At 60.9% G+C, this 16876-nt stretch carries 16 protein-coding genes; 8 read left to right on the top strand and 8 right to left on the bottom strand.

Annotation, left to right across the window (positions count from 1 at the left end; translation table 11 throughout):
- Positions 1-71 precede the first annotated feature (71 nt).
- The 4 genes from ACWHY3_RS09050 to ACWHY3_RS09035 all read right to left on the bottom strand — a co-directional run bounded on the left by ACWHY3_RS09050 (position 72) and on the right by ACWHY3_RS09035 (position 4964).
- Entirely contained in the window at positions 72-1577 is a 1506-nt protein-coding gene (locus ACWHY3_RS09050) for a fumarate hydratase (RefSeq protein WP_448128074.1), read from the bottom strand.
- A 187-nt stretch (positions 1578-1764) separates the two neighbouring features.
- Entirely contained in the window at positions 1765-2586 is an 822-nt protein-coding gene (gene nei, locus ACWHY3_RS09045; protein WP_087719706.1) for an endonuclease VIII, read from the bottom strand.
- A 45-nt stretch (positions 2587-2631) separates the two neighbouring features.
- The gene (uvrB, locus tag ACWHY3_RS09040) at positions 2632-4665 is read right to left on the bottom strand and encodes an excinuclease ABC subunit UvrB (protein ID WP_087719705.1); all 2034 of its coding nucleotides are present in this window, start codon (positions 4663-4665) and stop codon (positions 2632-2634) included.
- A gap of 101 nt (positions 4666-4766) precedes the next feature.
- Positions 4767-4964: a heavy-metal-associated domain-containing protein gene (locus tag ACWHY3_RS09035; protein WP_332779593.1), complete on the bottom strand. Its 198-nt coding sequence runs from the start codon at positions 4962-4964 to the stop codon at positions 4767-4769.
- Positions 4965-5172: 208 nt separating this feature from the next.
- Here ACWHY3_RS09035 and ygfZ point away from each other — a divergent pair, with 208 nt between their 5' ends.
- Positions 5173-6213, top strand: coding sequence for a CAF17-like 4Fe-4S cluster assembly/insertion protein YgfZ (gene ygfZ / locus ACWHY3_RS09030; RefSeq protein WP_448128073.1), 1041 nt, complete (start codon positions 5173-5175; stop codon positions 6211-6213).
- Positions 6214-6228: 15 nt separating this feature from the next.
- Here the strand turns inward: ygfZ and ACWHY3_RS09025 are convergent, their stop codons facing one another.
- The 3 genes from ACWHY3_RS09025 to ACWHY3_RS09015 form a co-directional block, all read right to left on the bottom strand.
- Complete coding sequence (locus ACWHY3_RS09025; protein WP_087719702.1) at positions 6229-6999, bottom strand: TatD family hydrolase; 771 nt, start codon at positions 6997-6999, stop codon at positions 6229-6231.
- A 3-nt stretch (positions 7000-7002) separates the two neighbouring features.
- Positions 7003-7485: a large-conductance mechanosensitive channel protein MscL gene (gene mscL / locus ACWHY3_RS09020; RefSeq protein ID WP_087719701.1), complete on the bottom strand. Its 483-nt coding sequence runs from the start codon at positions 7483-7485 to the stop codon at positions 7003-7005.
- Positions 7486-7630: 145 nt separating this feature from the next.
- Entirely contained in the window at positions 7631-9220 is a 1590-nt protein-coding gene (locus tag ACWHY3_RS09015; RefSeq protein ID WP_087719700.1) for a peptide chain release factor 3, read from the bottom strand.
- Between the two features lie 295 nt (positions 9221-9515).
- Between ACWHY3_RS09015 and ACWHY3_RS09010 the strand changes: the two genes are divergently transcribed.
- The 5 genes from ACWHY3_RS09010 to ACWHY3_RS08990 all read left to right on the top strand — a co-directional run bounded on the left by ACWHY3_RS09010 (position 9516) and on the right by ACWHY3_RS08990 (position 13179).
- Positions 9516-9746: a hypothetical protein gene (locus ACWHY3_RS09010; RefSeq protein WP_143543281.1), complete on the top strand. Its 231-nt coding sequence runs from the start codon at positions 9516-9518 to the stop codon at positions 9744-9746.
- Between the two features lie 234 nt (positions 9747-9980).
- Entirely contained in the window at positions 9981-11252 is a 1272-nt protein-coding gene (locus ACWHY3_RS09005; protein WP_087719698.1) for an ATP-binding protein, read from the top strand.
- Positions 11253-11291: 39 nt separating this feature from the next.
- Complete coding sequence (locus ACWHY3_RS09000) at positions 11292-11846, top strand: response regulator transcription factor (RefSeq protein WP_087719697.1); 555 nt, start codon at positions 11292-11294, stop codon at positions 11844-11846.
- A 33-nt stretch (positions 11847-11879) separates the two neighbouring features.
- A complete protein-coding gene (locus tag ACWHY3_RS08995; RefSeq protein WP_256961286.1) occupies positions 11880-12701 on the top strand; it encodes an inositol monophosphatase family protein in 822 nt (273 codons plus the stop codon).
- A gap of 208 nt (positions 12702-12909) precedes the next feature.
- A complete protein-coding gene (locus ACWHY3_RS08990) occupies positions 12910-13179 on the top strand; it encodes a GrxA family glutaredoxin (protein ID WP_303854366.1) in 270 nt (89 codons plus the stop codon).
- Positions 13180-13325: 146 nt separating this feature from the next.
- Here ACWHY3_RS08990 and ACWHY3_RS08985 read toward each other — a convergent pair whose 3' ends face one another.
- Entirely contained in the window at positions 13326-14642 is a 1317-nt protein-coding gene (locus ACWHY3_RS08985) for an MFS transporter (protein ID WP_303854367.1), read from the bottom strand.
- Positions 14643-15054: 412 nt separating this feature from the next.
- On the opposite strand from ACWHY3_RS08985, the gene ACWHY3_RS08980 reads away from it, so the two are divergent.
- Together ACWHY3_RS08980 and ACWHY3_RS08975 are read left to right on the top strand one after the other, a co-directional pair.
- Complete coding sequence (locus tag ACWHY3_RS08980) at positions 15055-15930, top strand: acyltransferase (RefSeq protein ID WP_448128072.1); 876 nt, start codon at positions 15055-15057, stop codon at positions 15928-15930.
- Positions 15870-16763 (top strand): LysM peptidoglycan-binding domain-containing protein, encoded by an 894-nt coding sequence (locus ACWHY3_RS08975; RefSeq protein ID WP_448128071.1) that lies wholly within the window; start codon positions 15870-15872, stop codon positions 16761-16763. Before ACWHY3_RS08980 ends, ACWHY3_RS08975 begins: the two co-directional genes overlap by 61 nt.
- Positions 16764-16876 lie beyond the last annotated feature (113 nt).

The following is a 16876-nucleotide window of genomic DNA, read 5'->3' as shown; positions in this document are numbered from 1 at the left end:
TCAGCGTTTCCCTCTCCGATTGACGCTTCGGCCAGGGTCCCGCGCAACCACGATGATGCCGTGCGTAGCCGTCAAACTCGCTCGGCGATGATCTCTTTCCACTTGGCAGGTCCGGTCTGGTGGACCGATGTTCCCAGGTGATCCACGGCGACCGTAACCGGCATGTCCTCGACCTCGAACTCGTAGATCGCTTCCATACCCAGGTCATCGAAAGCGATGACTTCCGCTTTCTTGATGGCCTGTGCCACCAGGTACGCCGCACCGCCGACAGCCATCAGGTACACCGCCTGATTATCGCGAATGGCTTCGATCGCCACTGGCCCGCGCTCCGCCTTGCCGACCATGCCAAGCAGGCCGGTCTGTTCGAGCATGGTACGCGTGAACTTGTCCATGCGGGTGGCGGTGGTCGGCCCTGCCGGCCCAACCACTTCATCACCCACCGGATCGACCGGCCCGACGTAGTAGATGAAGCGGTTTTTCAGATCGACCGGCAGGCTCTCACCCTTGGCCAGCATATCGACCATTCGCTTGTGGGCAGCGTCACGCCCGGTGAGCAATTTGCCCGACAGCAGCACGGTATCGCCAGGCTGCCACTCGCGCACGACTTCGGGAGTGATCTCGTCGAGATTGACGCGGCGCACGCCCTCGCCCACCTCCCAGGTGATTTCCGGCCAGTCGTCGAGTTTCGGCGCCGGCAGTTCGGCAGCACCGCTGCCATCGAGAGTGAAATGGACGTGGCGCGTCGCCGCACAGTTGGGGATGATGGCGACCGGCTTGTTGGCGGCGTGGGTCGGGTAATCCTTGACCTTGATATCGAGCACCGTCGTCAGACCACCGAGCCCCTGGGCACCGATACCGCTCTGGTTGACCTTCTCGAACAGCTCGAGACGCAGCTCCTCGGCCCGGTTGTTGGCGCCACGAGCCTGCAACGCCTGGATATCGATGGGATCGAGCAGCGCTTCCTTCGCCAGTTCCATCGCCTTTTCCGCGGTTCCGCCAATGCCGATACCCAGCATGCCCGGCGGACACCAGCCTGCCCCCATCTTGGGCAGCTGTTCCATGACCCAGTCGACGACGCTATCCGACGGATTGAGCATGGCGAACTTGGATTTCGCTTCACTGCCGCCGCCCTTGGCGGCGACATGAATTTCCACCGTATCGCCCGGCACCAGCTTGTGATGGATGATCGCCGGCGTGTTGTCGCCGGTGTTCTGGCGTTTGCCATCGGGATCGGCCAGGACTGATGCGCGAAGGACGTTATCCGGCAGCGTATAGGCGCGGCGAACGCCTTCGTTGACCATGTCGTCGAGGCTCATGTCCGCTTCCCAGCGAACATTCATGCCGACGTGAACGAAGACCGTGACGATGCCCGTGTCCTGGCAGATCGGACGGTGGCCGGTGGCACACATCCTCGAGTTGATCAGGATTTGTGCGATGGCATCGCGCGCGGCGGGATTCTCTTCCCGCTGGTACGCCGCGTGCATGGCATCGATGAAATCCTTGGGATGGTAATAGGAGATGTACTGCAGCGCATCGGCCACGCTTTGGATGAGATCCTCCTGGCGGATCATGGTCATCAAGGTACTCCTGGCTGGTCACGGTAACTGCCCGACGGGTTCATCGCCCGTGAGTCGGTAATTTCAAGCGCGGGAATTATACCTGAGCAACTGGGAATTGGCAGTTTGTTACAAGGTGTCAGTATAAAAGATAACGGTATAATCTTTTACTTCATCTGATTCTCTAATACGACCCCATGCGATTTCTTCAGCCCTGCTGGCAAACAGCACAATAATAGAACCGGCGAGACGCGACGGACTCACGCTGGATAGTGGCGCCGCAGGCGTGGCAAGGCTTTCCATCACGATCGAAAACGGCGAATCGCCACTGGGCGCGACGCTCACCGGCTTGCTGCATTCGCTTTCGCCAGACCGGCCGATTGGTCACGCCCGCTTCGCGATACGCCTGGTGAATCGTCGTCAGGATGCTGTTCGCGAGTTTTTCCCGCTGGGTATCAGACAGATCCTTGGGCCGCTTCATGGGCCTGAGCCCGGCATAGAACAGGATCTCCGAGCGCAGGTAATTGCCGATGCCTGCGTAGAACCCTTGATCGAGCAACAAGCTGCCCAGGCCTCGGCTCGCGAACCGACGCTCGCCCAGTCTCGCGACGATATCCCCTGTCGAGACATCATGCGTCAGCAGGTCCGGGCCTAGTCGCGCCAGAAATGGCTGCCGCTCCAGGGTTTCTGTGGTCCACAACGAGATATCGGAAGCGCTGTAGAGGCTCGCCGTATGCCGAGAGGTCGACAACCGGGCGCGCAGGATGCGATTTGTCCGAGGCGGCTGGTCGCTCCGATGGAGACGCCAGACGCCATAGAGCTGGTTATGGGAATAGAGCACGTGACCGTCGGCAAATATCACAAGCAGCGCCTTGCCCCAGCAATCGACCGCGGTCACGTGAGTCTGCCGCAAGCGCCCTGCCATCGCTTCAAGCTCAGGGAAGGCAAACCAGACCTGCGTCAGCGGCACACCAACCAATACCTTGCCTAATCGATCCGCGACGCGACGGATTTCTGGGCCTTCCGGCATAAAACAACGCTACCTCGATGCAGATTCGTCTATCCCGACGTCGATTTATCCCAGTTCCAGCAGACGCGCCTTCAAGGTCTGCAACTGATCACGCAGCTTCGCGGCCTGCTCGAACTCCAGGTTCTGCGCAGCCTCGTGCATACGGTCCTCGAGCTTGCCGATTTCCTTGGTCAACTGCGGCGCGTTCATCGCGCTCAGAGCTTCGCGGGTATAGTCGCCCGGGGCTTCCGCCACCAGCTGCTCGGTACGCTTGCGGCCGCCCTTGCGGCTGCCCGGCGCTTGCGCGCCTTCCATGATATCGGCGACGGACTTGGTCACCGTCATCGGCGTGATTCCGTGCCGCTCGTTGTGCTCGATCTGCTTGTTGCGGCGGCGTTCGGTTTCGTCCATGGCTCGTCGCATCGAGTCGGTAATGCGATCGCCATAGAGAATCGCCTTGCCGTGGGCGTTACGGGCGGCGCGGCCGATCGTCTGGATCAGAGAACGTTCGGCACGCAGGAAGCCTTCCTTGTCGGCATCCAGAATCGCGACCAACGAGACTTCCGGAATATCGAGCCCCTCGCGCAGCAGGTTGATGCCGACCAGCACGTCGAACTTGCCCAGCCGAAGGTCACGGATGATCTCGACCCGTTCGACGGTATCGATATCCGAATGGAGGTAGCGGACGCGAATATCGTGCTCGTCGAAATACTCGGTCAGGTCTTCCGCCATCCGCTTGGTCAAGGTCGTCACCAGCACGCGCTCTCCGACGTCGACGCGCAACCGAATCTCCGAGAGCAGATCGTCGACTTGCGTGCTCGCCGGGCGCACCTCGATGTCGGGGTCGACCAGCCCCGTCGGACGCACCACCTGCTCGACCACCTGGCCGGCGTGCTCTGCCTCATACGGTCCGGGCGTCGCCGAGACGAATACCGTCTGCGGGACGATGCCCTCCCACTCTTCGAAGGTCATGGGGCGGTTGTCCAGCGCCGAGGGCAGGCGGAAGCCATATTCTACCAGGGTTTCCTTGCGCGAACGGTCGCCCCGATACATACCGCCGACCTGGGGCACGCTGACGTGCGATTCGTCGATGAACAGCAGCGCGTCATCCGGCAGGTAGTCGAAGAACGTCGGCGGCGCCTGCCCCGGCGCTCGCCCCGACAGATAGCGCGAGTAATTCTCGATACCGTTGCAGTAGCCCAGCTCGAGCATCATCTCGATGTCGTAGAGCGTGCGCTGCTCGAGACGCTGCGCCTCGACCAGACGTTCGTGCTTTCTGAGATATTCGAGCCGGTCCGCCAGCTCCTGCTTGATCGACTCGATCGCGCCGAGGATCGTGTCGCGGGGCGTCACGTAGTGGCTCTTAGGGTAGATCGTCATGCGCGGTACCTGCCCGCGCACTTCTCCCGTCAGCGGATCGAACAGTCGAATCGAGTCGATTTCGTCGTCGAACAGCTCGATGCGCACGCCTTCGTCCTCGGCATCCGCCGGGAAGACATCGATGACATCGCCGCGCACACGATACGTCCCGCGCCGGAAGTCCGAATCGTTACGCGTATATTGCAGCTCAGCCAGCCGGCGCAGAAAGCTGCGCTGGTCGATCTGCTCGCCCCGATTGAAATGCAGGCGCATCTTCATGTACTGCTCGGGATCGCCGAGACCGTAGATCGCGGAGACCGATACCACGATCAAGGCGTCTCGACGTTCCAGCAACGCCTTGGTCGCCGACAACCGCATCTGCTCGATGTGATCGTTGATCGAGGCGTCCTTCTCGATGAAGGTGTCGGAAGAAGGCACGTACGCTTCCGGCTGGTAGTAGTCGTAGTAGGAGACGAAATACTCGACCGCGTTGTCCGGGAAGAAGCTCTTGAATTCGCCGTAGAGCTGGGCCGCCAGCGTCTTGTTGGGCGCGAGCACGATCGTCGGCCGCTGCAGCGTCTCGACGACGTTAGCCATCGTGAAGGTCTTGCCGGAGCCGGTGACGCCGAGCAGTGTCTGGTGCGACAAGCCGGCACCGAGGCCGCGAACCAGCCCTTCGATGGCGGCCGGCTGGTCCCCGGCCGGACGATACTTGGATTGAATCTTGAAGGGTTTGTTCATGATCACTAATTAGGGGTCAAAGTATCTACGTTCAAGGGCAAGCCGGTTCATTCGACCATTGTCGCGTTGCGGACTAACGTCTCACTGCGCCGTTGAATCAATCATTGTGCGGTGAAACCCGCCTTCAACGAGGCAACGGCCTTGATCAGCGCGTCGCGGGTGACACGCCCCTCGACTTCGGCCCATTCTCTTCCGATATCGACGCTTTCGACACCGTCCACCATCATCAGGGCCGTGGTAACGCGGTTGAGATCTTCAGGAGTGGATACCCCTTTCAGCGTCAGATTGATCCGGGACATGCAGGTTTCTCCACTACGGTCTTTTTACGACGGCCTTTCTGCGACAAGGTTCAGACAACGTTCAGGCCAGCAGCATAGCGTAGCACGTCGTTTTCAGGGCTGACGTTGCAATGGAGGGGAATCGACGCCATCTTGACGCCAGACTTGTACCGATATCCAGGCATCGGATATCCCGGTACATCATCAATATTGTTACAGGAGAGTTTGGATGGACGATTGGCTGGCACATCTCAAGGCCGCAGGCGGGCGCCAGTTAAACGATCACGACTGGCATTTCCCGGAAGGCGGTCATCGGCTTGCCGAGGGCAATGGCCTGATACCGCTGACGCATTTCCGCATTCTGGAATGCGAAGGACCCGATGCCGCTCGCTTTCTGCAAGGTCAGACCAGTGCCAACACCGATCACGCCGATGGCGCTTTTGCCCCGTTGACGGCCTTCTGCACGCCCAAGGGCAGAATGATCGCCAATGCCGAGATACTCAAGGTCTCTGCCGAACGCTACTGGCTGCTGCTGGATGCCTCTCTGGCGGGACCGCTGGCCACGCAGCTGGGAAAATACGCCCCTTTCTACAAGATGACGCTGCGCCATCGCGAGGACCTGGCAATCATCGGCATGGTCGGCGAGCCCGAGTCATGGGCCGAGGCCGATCTTCCCGATCTGCCCCGCCTCGACTGGCATATGGCACAGCAGGACGACGTTCTTGCCTTGCGTCACCCTGCCAGCCGATCACGCTTCGTATTGATCCTGCCCACGTCTCAGGCTGCTGCCCGTTGGGATACGTTGCGTCGCCATGCCGATCCCGCCGATACGGCCCTGTGGCGGCGCGCGGACATCGGTGCCGGCGTCGCCTGGCTAACCGCCGAACACAGCGATGCGCTCCTGCCGCAGATGATCAACTGGGAAGCGTTGGGCGGCATCAGTTTCCGCAAGGGCTGTTACACCGGGCAGGAGGTCGTGGCGCGGGCGCATTTTCGCGGGCAGGTCAAACGGCGCTTGCAGATCGCTACCCTGGAAGGCGCTTCGATACCAGCCATCGGCGACGAGATCCGTAGCGCGGAAGACAAGCGCGTGGGCGAAATCTTCCAGGCCACGGCCGGTGACGACACCAAACACTGCGACATCCTCGCTGTCCTCAATACCAGCGTGGATGGCGAATCGGCGCTGTTCGTGGGGGATCGCAAGCTGACCCTGCGTGAATTGCCTTATCCGCTGGAGCGTCTCGACCCTGAGCGGATCGTGGGCGACTGACACACGGACCGAAGCTCACCCGTCAGCATCGAGACCGAACAGCCGGTGCGTGTTGACCCAGGCGTTGGCGATCACAGATTCCCGTGTCTGGCCTCGCAGACGGGCAACCGACTCGGCTGTCTCCATCAGGTGGACAGGTTCGTTACGTTGCCCCTGGCGCCCGGATAGCGGCATGTCCGGGCTGTCGCTTTCCAGCACGAAGCCGTCGTCGGGAATCGACTGCACCGCCCGATGCAGTCGTTTAGCCCGATCGTAAGTCACCGCGCCTCCCAACCCGAGACTATAGCCGAGATCCAGAAATCTCCCGGCCTGCTGCGGGCTACCTCCGAAAGCATGAATCAATCCCCGTGCCGGCAGATCGAGCTGCCTGAGCCGCTTGGCCACCTGGTCGTCGGCATGGACGCAGTGAATGATGATGGGTAGCCGATGCCGTTTGGCCAGTTGAAGCTGCGCCTCGAACAGCGACCACTGCTGCTCCAGCGTATCCTCGAATCTGGCATCGATGCCGCATTCACCGATACCGACCAGAGATTCGTGACGCCCGATTTCATCCGCCAGCGCTTCCAGATCGCTGTCGGCATGCTCGTCGGTGAAATAGGGATGCAGCCCCAGCGACGCGACGACGTCATCGCGTCGGCTCAGCTCGAGCACGTGGTTCCAGCGCTGGCGCGTCGTTCCCGGCACCATGAAACGCGAAACGCCGGCCGCATGGGCGCGGTCAAAAGCGGCCTCGCGGTCGGCGTCGAAACGGTCGAAATCCAGATGACAGTGAGCGTCGAACAGCATCGATCAGCTCGCAATGCCATTTTCCGGTGGAAGATCGGCCGTGCAGTGGCCGCACTTGGTCGCTTTGATGGGTATCGTCATGAAACAGTGCGGGCACGCCTTGTCCGACGGCGCCTGGGGAGCGACCGCCTCCTCGCGCTTCAAGCGATTGATGGTGCGTACCAGCAGGAAGACGACGAAGGCAACGATGACGAAACTGATCACCGCATTCAGGAACAGCCCGTAGTCCAGCGTGACGGCGCCGGCCTCCTGCGCAGCCGACAACGTCGCATATGGTCCCGGTATGCCGCCTTCCTTGAGCACGACGAAGAAATTCGCGAAGTCGACGCCACCGATGAGCAACCCGAGCACCGGATTGAAGATATTCTTCACCAGGCTCTGCACAATCAACGTGAACGCACCACCGATGATGATGCCCACCGCCATATCGACGACGTTACCCTTGACGGCAAACTCTCGAAACTCTTTCAAGAATTTGGAAGCCATCGTCATTCTCCTTTTTCTGGTCGACCGAATAGCCGAGCACAAACCAACGGCGCCTTCTGACGCATGGAGTGAACTTCGTCAGCATGGCGCAAGCACTACGGAGCGGCAAGATCGACGCGACCGCTCCTGTCGGACGACAGCGGGTTCAGTGCTCGCGGGTGGCCCTGAACTCGATTTCCGGCCAGCGTTCCTGGGTCATCTGCAGGTTGACTCGGGTCGGCGCCAGATAGGTCAGGTAGTCCCCGCCATCCAGGGCCAGGTTAGTGCTGGCCTTTCGCTTGAACTCGTCGAGCTTCTTGGCATCCTTGCTGTAGATCCAGCGCGCCGTATTGACATTGACGGGCTCATAAATGCAGTCGACCTTGTACTCTTCCTTGAGCCGGTGCGCGACCACATCGAACTGCAACGTGCCAACCGCACCGACGATCAGGTCGTTATTGTCCAGCGGCAGGAAGACCTGCGTCGCGCCCTCCTCGGAGAGCTGCTGGAGCCCTTTCTGCAGCGCCTTCATCTTGAGCGGGTCACGGAGCCGGACGCGGCGGAACAGTTCCGGGGCAAAGTGCGGGATCCCGAGGAAGCGCATGTCCTCGCCGGCCGTGAAGGTATCCCCGATCTGGATCGTGCCGTGATTGTGCAGACCGATGATATCGCCGGGCCAGGCCTCTTCGACGTGAGACCGATCGGACGCCATGAACGTCAACGCGTCCGCGATCTTGACGTCCTTGCCGATACGCACGTGGCGCATCTTCATGTTGCGTTCGTACTTGCCGGAGCAGATGCGCAGAAACGCCACCCGGTCCCGGTGCTTGGGATCCATGTTGGCCTGGATCTTGAAAACGAAGCCGGAAAAACGCCCATCGTCGGCCACCACTTCACGGGTATCGGTCTCCCGCGCCTGGGGCGTCGGCGCGAATTCGACGAAGCCGTTGAGCATTTCGCGCACGCCGAAGTTGCCCATCGCGGTACCGAAATAGACCGGAGACAGCTCCCCGCGACGATAGGCTTCCAGGTCGAAGGGGTGGGATGCGCCACGGACCAGCTCGACCTCCATGCGCAGTTCTTCCGCCGCGCTCTCGCCGAGTACCCGGTCGACCTCTTCGCTGTCCAGCCCTTCGATGCGCTTGTCTTCCGGAATCCGATTGCCCTGCCCCTGGGTGTAGAGATGGATCACATCGTCATAGAGGTGATAGACGCCCTTGAACTGTCGGCCCATGCCGATCGGCCAGGTCATCGGGGCACACTGCATGTTGAGGACCGTCTCGATCTCGTCCATTACCTCGATCGGATCGCGCGTCTCCCGATCCATCTTGTTGATGAAGGTCAGGATCGGCGTGGTTCGCAGCCGGCAGACCTCCATCAGCTTGATGGTACGGTCCTCGACGCCCTTGGCGGCATCGATGACCATCAAGGCAGAGTCCACGGCGGTGAGGGTGCGATAGGTATCTTCGGAGAAATCCTCGTGGCCAGGCGTGTCGAGCAGGTTGACGATGCGCCCGTTGTAGGGAAACTGCATCACCGAGGTAGTGACCGAGATGCCCCGCTCCTGCTCCATTTTCATCCAGTCGGAAGTCGCGTGGCGCTCGGCCCGCTTGCTCTTGACCGAACCGGCGAGCTGAATGGCGTTCCCGAACAGCAGCATTTTTTCGGTAATCGTGGTCTTGCCCGCGTCCGGGTGACTGATGATGGCAAAAGTGCGGCGAAGGGCCGCTTCCTGCGCAAGCTGAGAATCTGACATGAGTGGTTTCACTGACTGAAGGCGACTCACACGGCACCGATCGATGGTGCAGAGTTCGCGGGGACTCGAAGATGGCGGCGATTGTACGCGTTGAGCCGCAAGAGTTGTAGCCGCCTCGATGCCAGACTTCCTGAGTTCAAAAAGCGCTTAATCTCATCTTACAGCACTAAAAAAAGCGCTATTAAGCCGCCTTTTCTCGACAGGTTAGAAGCATGGCGGCGTGTTAGCCTGATTGTGAAAAGCCCCGGCATCCACGCCGAGACATTCCCAAGACTTCCTGCGCAGAGACTCCGAGATGAAGCCAATCCTAGGGCATGACGCCGACGACAAACCGCTCCGCGAGGGCGATACCGTAACGATGGATTCCCCTCAGGCTTCTCCGGACGCACCGTCGATAGGCATCGTTGCCGGTCTGGCGCCACACAACAACCCCGACGATGCGGTACAGAGCTTGCGCATGACCGACGGCAGCGTGGTCTATGACGTTCATTGCCGCCAGACGGATGCCACCACTTCCTCTCATTGACAGCGGTAAACCATCCTCTCAGCCGTTGCTGGTCGACGAATCCTGACCAGCCGGCACCTCCTCGCCGGCTAGACCTGCCTGCGACAAACGGGCGCCCCTCTTTCTCCCTCTCGACGGCCTGAACACACTCACGCCGCCCCTCGGCATGCGTTACCATAAGGCAGGCTTGGGCAGCGATATCGAGTCAGCCGCCCCGCCCCGTCAATCGATCGCCGACTCGACTCCGGAGAGACCATGCTGCAGCCGCTTCCGCTCTCAACGCCGAACCGCAACCTGGTTCGCTTGACGATCGTCCGCGGTATCACCTGGACCGGCTTTCTCGCCGCGATCATTTTCGGTATCGAAGTACTGGGATTCCAGCTGCATGTGCTGCCGGTCATCAGCGTCATCGTCGCCATGGGATTGTTCAACGTCGCGACATGGTGGCGCCTTGGCAGACCCCGGGCGGTTACCGATACCGAATATCTGCTGCACTGGCTGGTCGACATTGCCGGACTGAGTCTGCTGTTTTACTACACTGGCGGCTCGACCAATCCTTTCATCACCTATCTGCTGGTTCCACTGGGCATCGCCGCCGCCACGCTTCCCTGGCTCTATGCCTGGATCATTGCCATGGCAGCCACCGCCAGCTACACCACGATGATGCTGGTCTACCAGCCGGTCCCACAGTTGACCAACAGCACCATCGTCTTTGGTGTGCAACTACACACCCTGGGCATGTGGCTGAACTTCATTCTGTCCGGCAGCCTGCTGACGTTCTTCATTTTCAAGATGGCGCATACGCTGCGCCGCCGCGACATGACGCTGTCTCGCACCCGTGAAGCGGCATTGCGCAACGAGCAGATCCTGGCGGTGGCCACCCAGGCCGCAGGTACCGCCCACGAGCTTGGTTCGCCGCTCTCGACGATGGCGGTGCTGCTCAATGAGATGCGCCACGAAGCCAGTGAGCAGCCGGCATTGATCGAGGATATCGACATGCTGCGCAAGCAGGTCGATACCTGCAAGCAGCGCCTGCAGACTCTCGTCGCCAATGCCGACCGCCGCCGCCTAGAAAAGCCCGAGATACGCCGGGCAACCCCCTGGCTCGAGAATTTGATCCAGCGCTGGCTGGTACTGCGACCGGACGTCCATCACCGGCTGGAAGTGCTCGGCAAGCGGGGGCAACCCAGCATTGCCGTGGACGCGACACTGGAGCAGGCATTGATCAACTTGCTCAATAACGCGGCCGATGCCAGCCCTGATGCCATCGTGACCAGTCTCGACTGGGATGCCGAAGAGGTGGTCATCGATATCCGCGATCACGGCCCGGGCGTGCCGATGTCGATCGCGGATCAGCTGGGCGACACCTTCATCTCGACCAAGAGCAAGGGCATGGGCATCGGCCTGTTTCTGACTCACGCCACCGTCAACCGATTCGGCGGCGGCGTCAGTCTCTACAACCATGAAGAAGGCGGTACGTTGACCGAGGTCAAGCTTCCCCGCGTCAAGGCTGGCGATAGCCTGTGATGCCACTTCGGTCCGCCATCCACCGATGAGGAGTCAGCGATGAGTGAACAGGAACGGACGAATCAGCAGGAACGTCTGCTGATCGTCGACGACGACGAACAGCTCTGTTTCGTCATGGAGCGCGCCATGCGCCGCCGTGGCTACGACGTGGTCGTCGCTCATACCCACGACCAAGCTCTCGCGGCAGCGCGGGAAGCACCGCCCGCGCTGGCGACGCTGGACCTCAAGCTGGAGTCCGACTCCGGCCTGAAACTGCTGCCCGCGCTACTGGAGGTGGCTCCGGCGTGTCGCATCGTCGTGCTGACCGGTTACTCGAGCATCGCTACTGCCGTGGAAGCGATGAAACTGGGCGCAGTCAACTATCTTTGCAAGCCCGCCGACGCGGACGAGATCCTGCTGTCGCTGGAGCGCGAAAGCGGCGATGTCGATGTGGAAATCGCCGACAACCCTCCATCGGTCAACCGCGTGACCTGGGAGCATATCCAGAAGGTCCTGCATGAACACGACGGCAATATCTCGGCCACGGCCCGAGCGCTGGGCATGCACCGCCGCACCCTGCAACGTAAACTGCAGAAACGTCCGGTAAGACACTGACGACTCACCTTCCCTTCACGACAGGAGCCCAACGTGAATCACCCCCAACGCCTCGAGCAGATGATCCGCATCGCCCGCCGGGCTGGCGACATGATCGTCCAGGCGCGTCAGAAGCAGAACTTTTCCCACGATTACAAAGGGGGAGACGAACTGGTGACCGAGGTGGATGTGGCCGTCGATCAGATGATCGCCGACGAACTCGAAGCCCTCTTCCCCGGCGAAGCCAGGCTGACCGAAGAGCTGGCGCCGGATCGCAGTCAGCTCGAGCAGCGCGGCCCGCTCTGGGTCGTCGATCCCATCGATGGCACCGTCAACTTTGCCTATGGGCACGCTCACGTTGCCGTATCGATCGCCTGGGCAGTGGATGGGGAAGTTCAGCTCGGTGTGGTTCACGCACCGTTCCTCGGCGAAACCTTCACCGCCACGCGCGGCCAGGGGGCGCAGCTCAACGAGGAATCGATGCACTGCAGTCGACCGACCACACTGGAGCGAAGTCTGGTCGCGACGGGTTTTCCGTACGCCCGCGACAAGCGTGGCCCGCTGATCAGGCGTCTCAACCACGTCGTCCATGCCTGCCGCGACGTGCGGCGTAACGGCTCCGCAGCCCTCGACCTCTGCCATGTCGGCTGCGGCCAGCTGGATGCCTACTATGAAAGCGTCTCTCCGTGGGACTTCGCCGCCGGGCTGCTCATCGCGCGGGAGGCCGGCGCCAGCACGAGCCACCTCTACGAATGTCCGGATGGACTCCCCGTCGAGCTCTACGGCGAGAACCTGCTGGTCAGCGCTCCCGATATTCACGGCGCGCTAGGGGACCTGCTGCGTGATGCCGATGCGGGGCGCCCTCTCGCACCCTAATCCCGCTGCTCAGCCATGACTCCGTGCCGGCATTGTTGAAGATATCATCTACCCTGACGATCTTCATGGTGGCGGGCACCATGAAGCTTATAGTGGCGCGCAATGATGTACGTAGAGAGACTCTATTGGGCCGACGGGGTTTAATACGAAAGAATAACCCCCATCTCGTTTTCAGGCCTTTTCATAATCCGATACAGGAGAATCACCGATGCTGACCGTCATTTTCGGCCGTCCCGGTTGCCCGTTTTGCGTTCGCGCCAAAGATCTGGCCGAAAAGCTGAAGGAAGCTCGCGAAGACTTCGATTACCGTTATATCGACATCCACGCTGAAGGCATCACCAAGGCCGACATGGAAAAGACGATCGGCAAGCCGGTGGAAACCGTGCCACAGATCTTTGTCGATCAAACGCATATTGGCGGCTTCACCGAATTCGACCAGTACGTGCAGGACAAGGCATTGATGCCGGAAAACGCCTGATCGAGACAGGCGAAAGCGAAGATCCAAAAAAGCCGGCGCGAGCCGGCTTTTTGTCGTTCGTGGGATGTTTTTCCGTTACGTTTACCGGTTGTCGTCGGGTCGACATGACCGCAGCCGAACCCGCGCCTTCTCTTCCGTCGCCCTCGTCACGTCGGCTGAGACGATGACTCGTCGAGCGACAGGTCCGGCTCGCCTTCCAGATCCAGCTCATACTGATAAGGTCCGTGCCGGGGGTCCAGTTCGTTGATGTAGTGCGTCGATTCCACCATTGGCACCAACGGGGTGTAAGGCTCCTGCTCCTCGGGCGCCATGACCGGTTCGCGGCGCCACAACCGATAGACGATGAACAGAGCCAGGCCCAATGCCGCTGCGCCCAGGAACAGCCAGAGGCCGTCCGGCCCCATCCCTTGCATCAACAGGGACGCGCTGAACGGACCGACGATCGAGCCTACCCCGTAGCACATCAGGATTTTGGCATTGGCCTGGATCGTCTCCTCGGGCTCCAGCCAGTCGTGGGTGTGCGCCAAGCTCAGCGAGTAGAGGGTATGCAGCATCGCGGTGTGGAAGCTGGCCACGAAAACCAGCAGCCAATAGCTCGAGCGTGCGGCAAACACGATCAGAATGCCCGAGATGGTCATCACCAGCGCCATGCACAAAATGACCTTACGACGATCGAAGCGGTCCGAAATACGCCCAAGCGTCCATTGGGCAATGAGAGCCACCAGGGTCGTGATCGACATGAACTTTGCCGTCTGCGCGGTGGTCAGCCCGATCTCCTGGCCGTAGTACGGCGTCATGGCGAAGAAGGCCTGCACCATCAACCCCGCCACAAAAGCGCCGACCAGACCGACCGGTGCGCGCGCCATTAACGTCCGCATCGAGATCTTAGCCGATACGTCGTGACTACTGCGTAACGGACCTTGGATACGGTGAATCGACAGCGGCACCAGTGACAACGCGAACAGGATACCGGCCACCGAAAACAGCACGAACGTGCCGGGGTCGGCCATGTTGAGCATCCACTGGCCACCCGCCAGCGACAGTGTCGAGATCACCAGATACCATCCCAGCACCCGCCCCCGATTTTCGTTGGTCGACTCGCCGGATACCCAGGACTCCATCACCATCAGCAGCCCCGCTGTCGCCGCACCGCCGAACAGTCGCCAGACCAGCCAAGCCCATGGATCGACCCATAGCCCGTGCAGGATGGCCGTGGCCGCCAGCAACGCTGCACAGGCGGCGAACACACGAATGTGGCCCACGCTACGTATGCGCTTTTCCAGCCAGTAGCTGCCGGCGACAAAACCGAGCGAAAAGCAGGACATGAGCAGACCCGCCATCTGCGACGGGAACGCCTCCAGCGACATGCGCACGCCCAGCAGCGTCATGATCAACCCGTGCCCGAGAAGGAAGCTGATTTCGCAAAGAAACAGAATCGGTAGAGTCGCGGGGAGTGAACGCAACAGAGTTCTCCAGACAGCAGCGGTTGAGGAATCCGTTCGACGAATGGCGCCGATCCGGGTCGATGAACGACACCTCACAGTGAACGGAGGCGAAAACGGCGGCAGTTTATCAATTTAGAGGCGATCTTGCCGAGATTCAGCGATATCCGCGACCAGCAGACACTGGCATGAATTATTCACATCTTCTGTGGATAACGCTGTGCATTTCCGGTGACGGATAGCAACGGTCGTCCTCCCTATCCATGCTGACCTTAAATTGGTCAGTTTTTCGACAATGGCAAAACCCAGTCTTTGCCTCGAGACACGTCATCGCCCACCCGCATCTTTCCCCGACCATGAACCGAAGGTCGGCGCGCTGTGCAGTCTGAGGACATTCCAGTAACATTGAGCCAAGTCATTGATGGAGAATGGCATGTCGACCCTGAAAGGGTGCATCAGCGTCCTGTTGCTGCTTATCAATACGCTTTTCTGGGGCATGCCCCTGATCGTGCTGACGGCAGTAAAACTGGCAACACCGATTCGGCGCTGGCGCCTACGGGTACTCGGCGGACTGCACTGGGTCGCTCTCGCCTGGGTGAGAACCAACAACGTCTGGATCCGTTACTGGATTCACCCGCGGATTCGAGCCGACATTCCCGAGTCCCTCTCGCCGAATCAGTGGTGGCTGGTCATGGCCAACCATCAGAGCTGGACCGACATCATCGTCATGCTCTACGTATTGACCGGCCGACTGGCCATGCCGAAGTTCTTCCTCAAACGAGAGTTGATCCTGGTTCCCATCGTCGGCCTGGCCTGGTGGGCCCTCGAATTTCCGTTCATGCGTCGCTACAGCCGTGAAAAGCTCGCTCTCCATCCCGGGCTGGCCGAACGGGACCGTCGAGCGACGCAACGGATGTGCGAGCATGCCCGGGAGATGCCGATGACGATCTACAACTTCGTCGAGGGGACCCGATTCACGCTGGAGAAGCAACGCCGGCAGCAAAGCCCCTATCGGCATCTGCTGCGACCCAAGGCCGGCGGGGTTGCCCAGGTCATCGGGCTGTTGGGATCGCGCCTGGACGGCATCATCGACGTAACGCTGCATTACCGTCGTGGCACGCCCAATTTCTGGGATTTCCTCTGCGGCCGCGAGCAGGACATCGCGATGATCGCGAAACGTCTCGACAGGCCGGACTGGATGCTGGAGGGAAGCTACGACGATGCCCATTACAAGGAACGTTTCTACACATGGTTGAACGCAAGGTGGCAGGAAAAAGACGCGGCGCTCTCCTCCTACTGCTGGGACTGATTCTGCTGCTCGGCGGTTGCGCGAGCGGCGGCGGAGTCAGCATCTCCGACGGAGGCGGCTGGGTGACGGTGCAGCGCGGGGACACCCTGGGCAAGATCGCCGATCAGGCCGGGATCCCGCTACTTCGCCTGCAGCGCTTCAATCCCGGCGTGGACTCACGGCGGCTGGCGATCGGTCAACGTCTGATGCTGCCATCACGGCAGGAACGTGCGCCGGGCGGTGGCCCCTACCGTTATCAGGTGAGGCGCGGCGATTCGCTCTATTCGATTGCCCGCTATTTCGGTGCCAACCCGCAGCGCGTACAGGCTGCCAACACCGGTATCGATCCCTCTCGGCTGGCCGTCGGACAGTTGATCCAGGTACCGCTCGGCGGCGGTTCGAGCGGCAGCGGTGGCAGTCGTGCCGCGTCAGCGCCGGCAGCCTCGCGCTCGCTTCCGGATCCCGGCCCGCTTCCCTCTTCGGCGCGCCAATGGCAATGGCCATTGGCGAACTACGCCGTCGAGCGTCGTTTTGGCCGTGACGCCCACGGCACCCTGCAGCCCATGATGCTGACGACACCCTCCCCGGCGGTCGCCAAGGCCACCGCGCCGGGCAAGGTGCGGTTTGCCAGCGGCATGCGCCAACTGGGTCAGGTGGTCATCCTCCACCATGCCGACAACATGCAGAGCGTCTACGCCTTCTGCGACAAGCTGATGGTCTCCGAAGGAGACTCCGTCTCCAGCGGGGCACCGCTATGCGACATCGGCCAGGAAAGCGGCAGCAGCCGCTATCACCTGCTGTTCGATCTTCGTCATGGCGGAAAGCCCGTGGATCCCGCGCGCGTGCTACGCTAATCGGCGTGTCATGCATTCGTCATCACTTTGACACATTGACGTCATCGGTACCCTGCAGGATCGAAAACCAGATCGATTACGTTCGATTACGGTTGACGGCAAGTCGGGAATCC

It is taken from the genome of Salinicola sp. NYA28a (assembly GCF_976982775.1).
This window is presented reverse-complemented; position numbering and strand designations above follow the sequence as displayed.

Bases quoted from the DNA above. Each gene is read 5' to 3' on its own strand.
- ACWHY3_RS09050 (WP_448128074.1), bottom strand. From the start codon at position 1,577: ATGACCATGATCCGCCAGGAGGATCTCATCCAAAGCGTGGCCGATGCG.
- nei (WP_087719706.1), bottom strand. From the start codon at position 2,586: ATGCCGGAAGGCCCAGAAATCCGTCGCGTCGCGGATCGATTAGGCAAG.
- uvrB (WP_087719705.1), bottom strand. From the start codon at position 4,665: ATGAACAAACCCTTCAAGATTCAATCCAAGTATCGTCCGGCCGGGGAC.
- ACWHY3_RS09035 (WP_332779593.1), bottom strand. From the start codon at position 4,964: ATGTCCCGGATCAATCTGACGCTGAAAGGGGTATCCACTCCTGAAGAT.
- ygfZ (WP_448128073.1), top strand. From the start codon at position 5,173: ATGGACGATTGGCTGGCACATCTCAAGGCCGCAGGCGGGCGCCAGTTA.
- ACWHY3_RS09025 (WP_087719702.1), bottom strand. From the start codon at position 6,999: ATGCTGTTCGACGCTCACTGTCATCTGGATTTCGACCGTTTCGACGCC.
- mscL (WP_087719701.1), bottom strand. From the start codon at position 7,485: ATGGCTTCCAAATTCTTGAAAGAGTTTCGAGAGTTTGCCGTCAAGGGT.
- ACWHY3_RS09015 (WP_087719700.1), bottom strand. From the start codon at position 9,220: ATGTCAGATTCTCAGCTTGCGCAGGAAGCGGCCCTTCGCCGCACTTTT.
- ACWHY3_RS09010 (WP_143543281.1), top strand. From the start codon at position 9,516: ATGAAGCCAATCCTAGGGCATGACGCCGACGACAAACCGCTCCGCGAG.
- ACWHY3_RS09005 (WP_087719698.1), top strand. From the start codon at position 9,981: ATGCTGCAGCCGCTTCCGCTCTCAACGCCGAACCGCAACCTGGTTCGC.
- ACWHY3_RS09000 (WP_087719697.1), top strand. From the start codon at position 11,292: ATGAGTGAACAGGAACGGACGAATCAGCAGGAACGTCTGCTGATCGTC.
- ACWHY3_RS08990 (WP_303854366.1), top strand. From the start codon at position 12,910: ATGCTGACCGTCATTTTCGGCCGTCCCGGTTGCCCGTTTTGCGTTCGC.
- ACWHY3_RS08980 (WP_448128072.1), top strand. From the start codon at position 15,055: ATGTCGACCCTGAAAGGGTGCATCAGCGTCCTGTTGCTGCTTATCAAT.
- ACWHY3_RS08975 (WP_448128071.1), top strand. From the start codon at position 15,870: ATGGTTGAACGCAAGGTGGCAGGAAAAAGACGCGGCGCTCTCCTCCTA.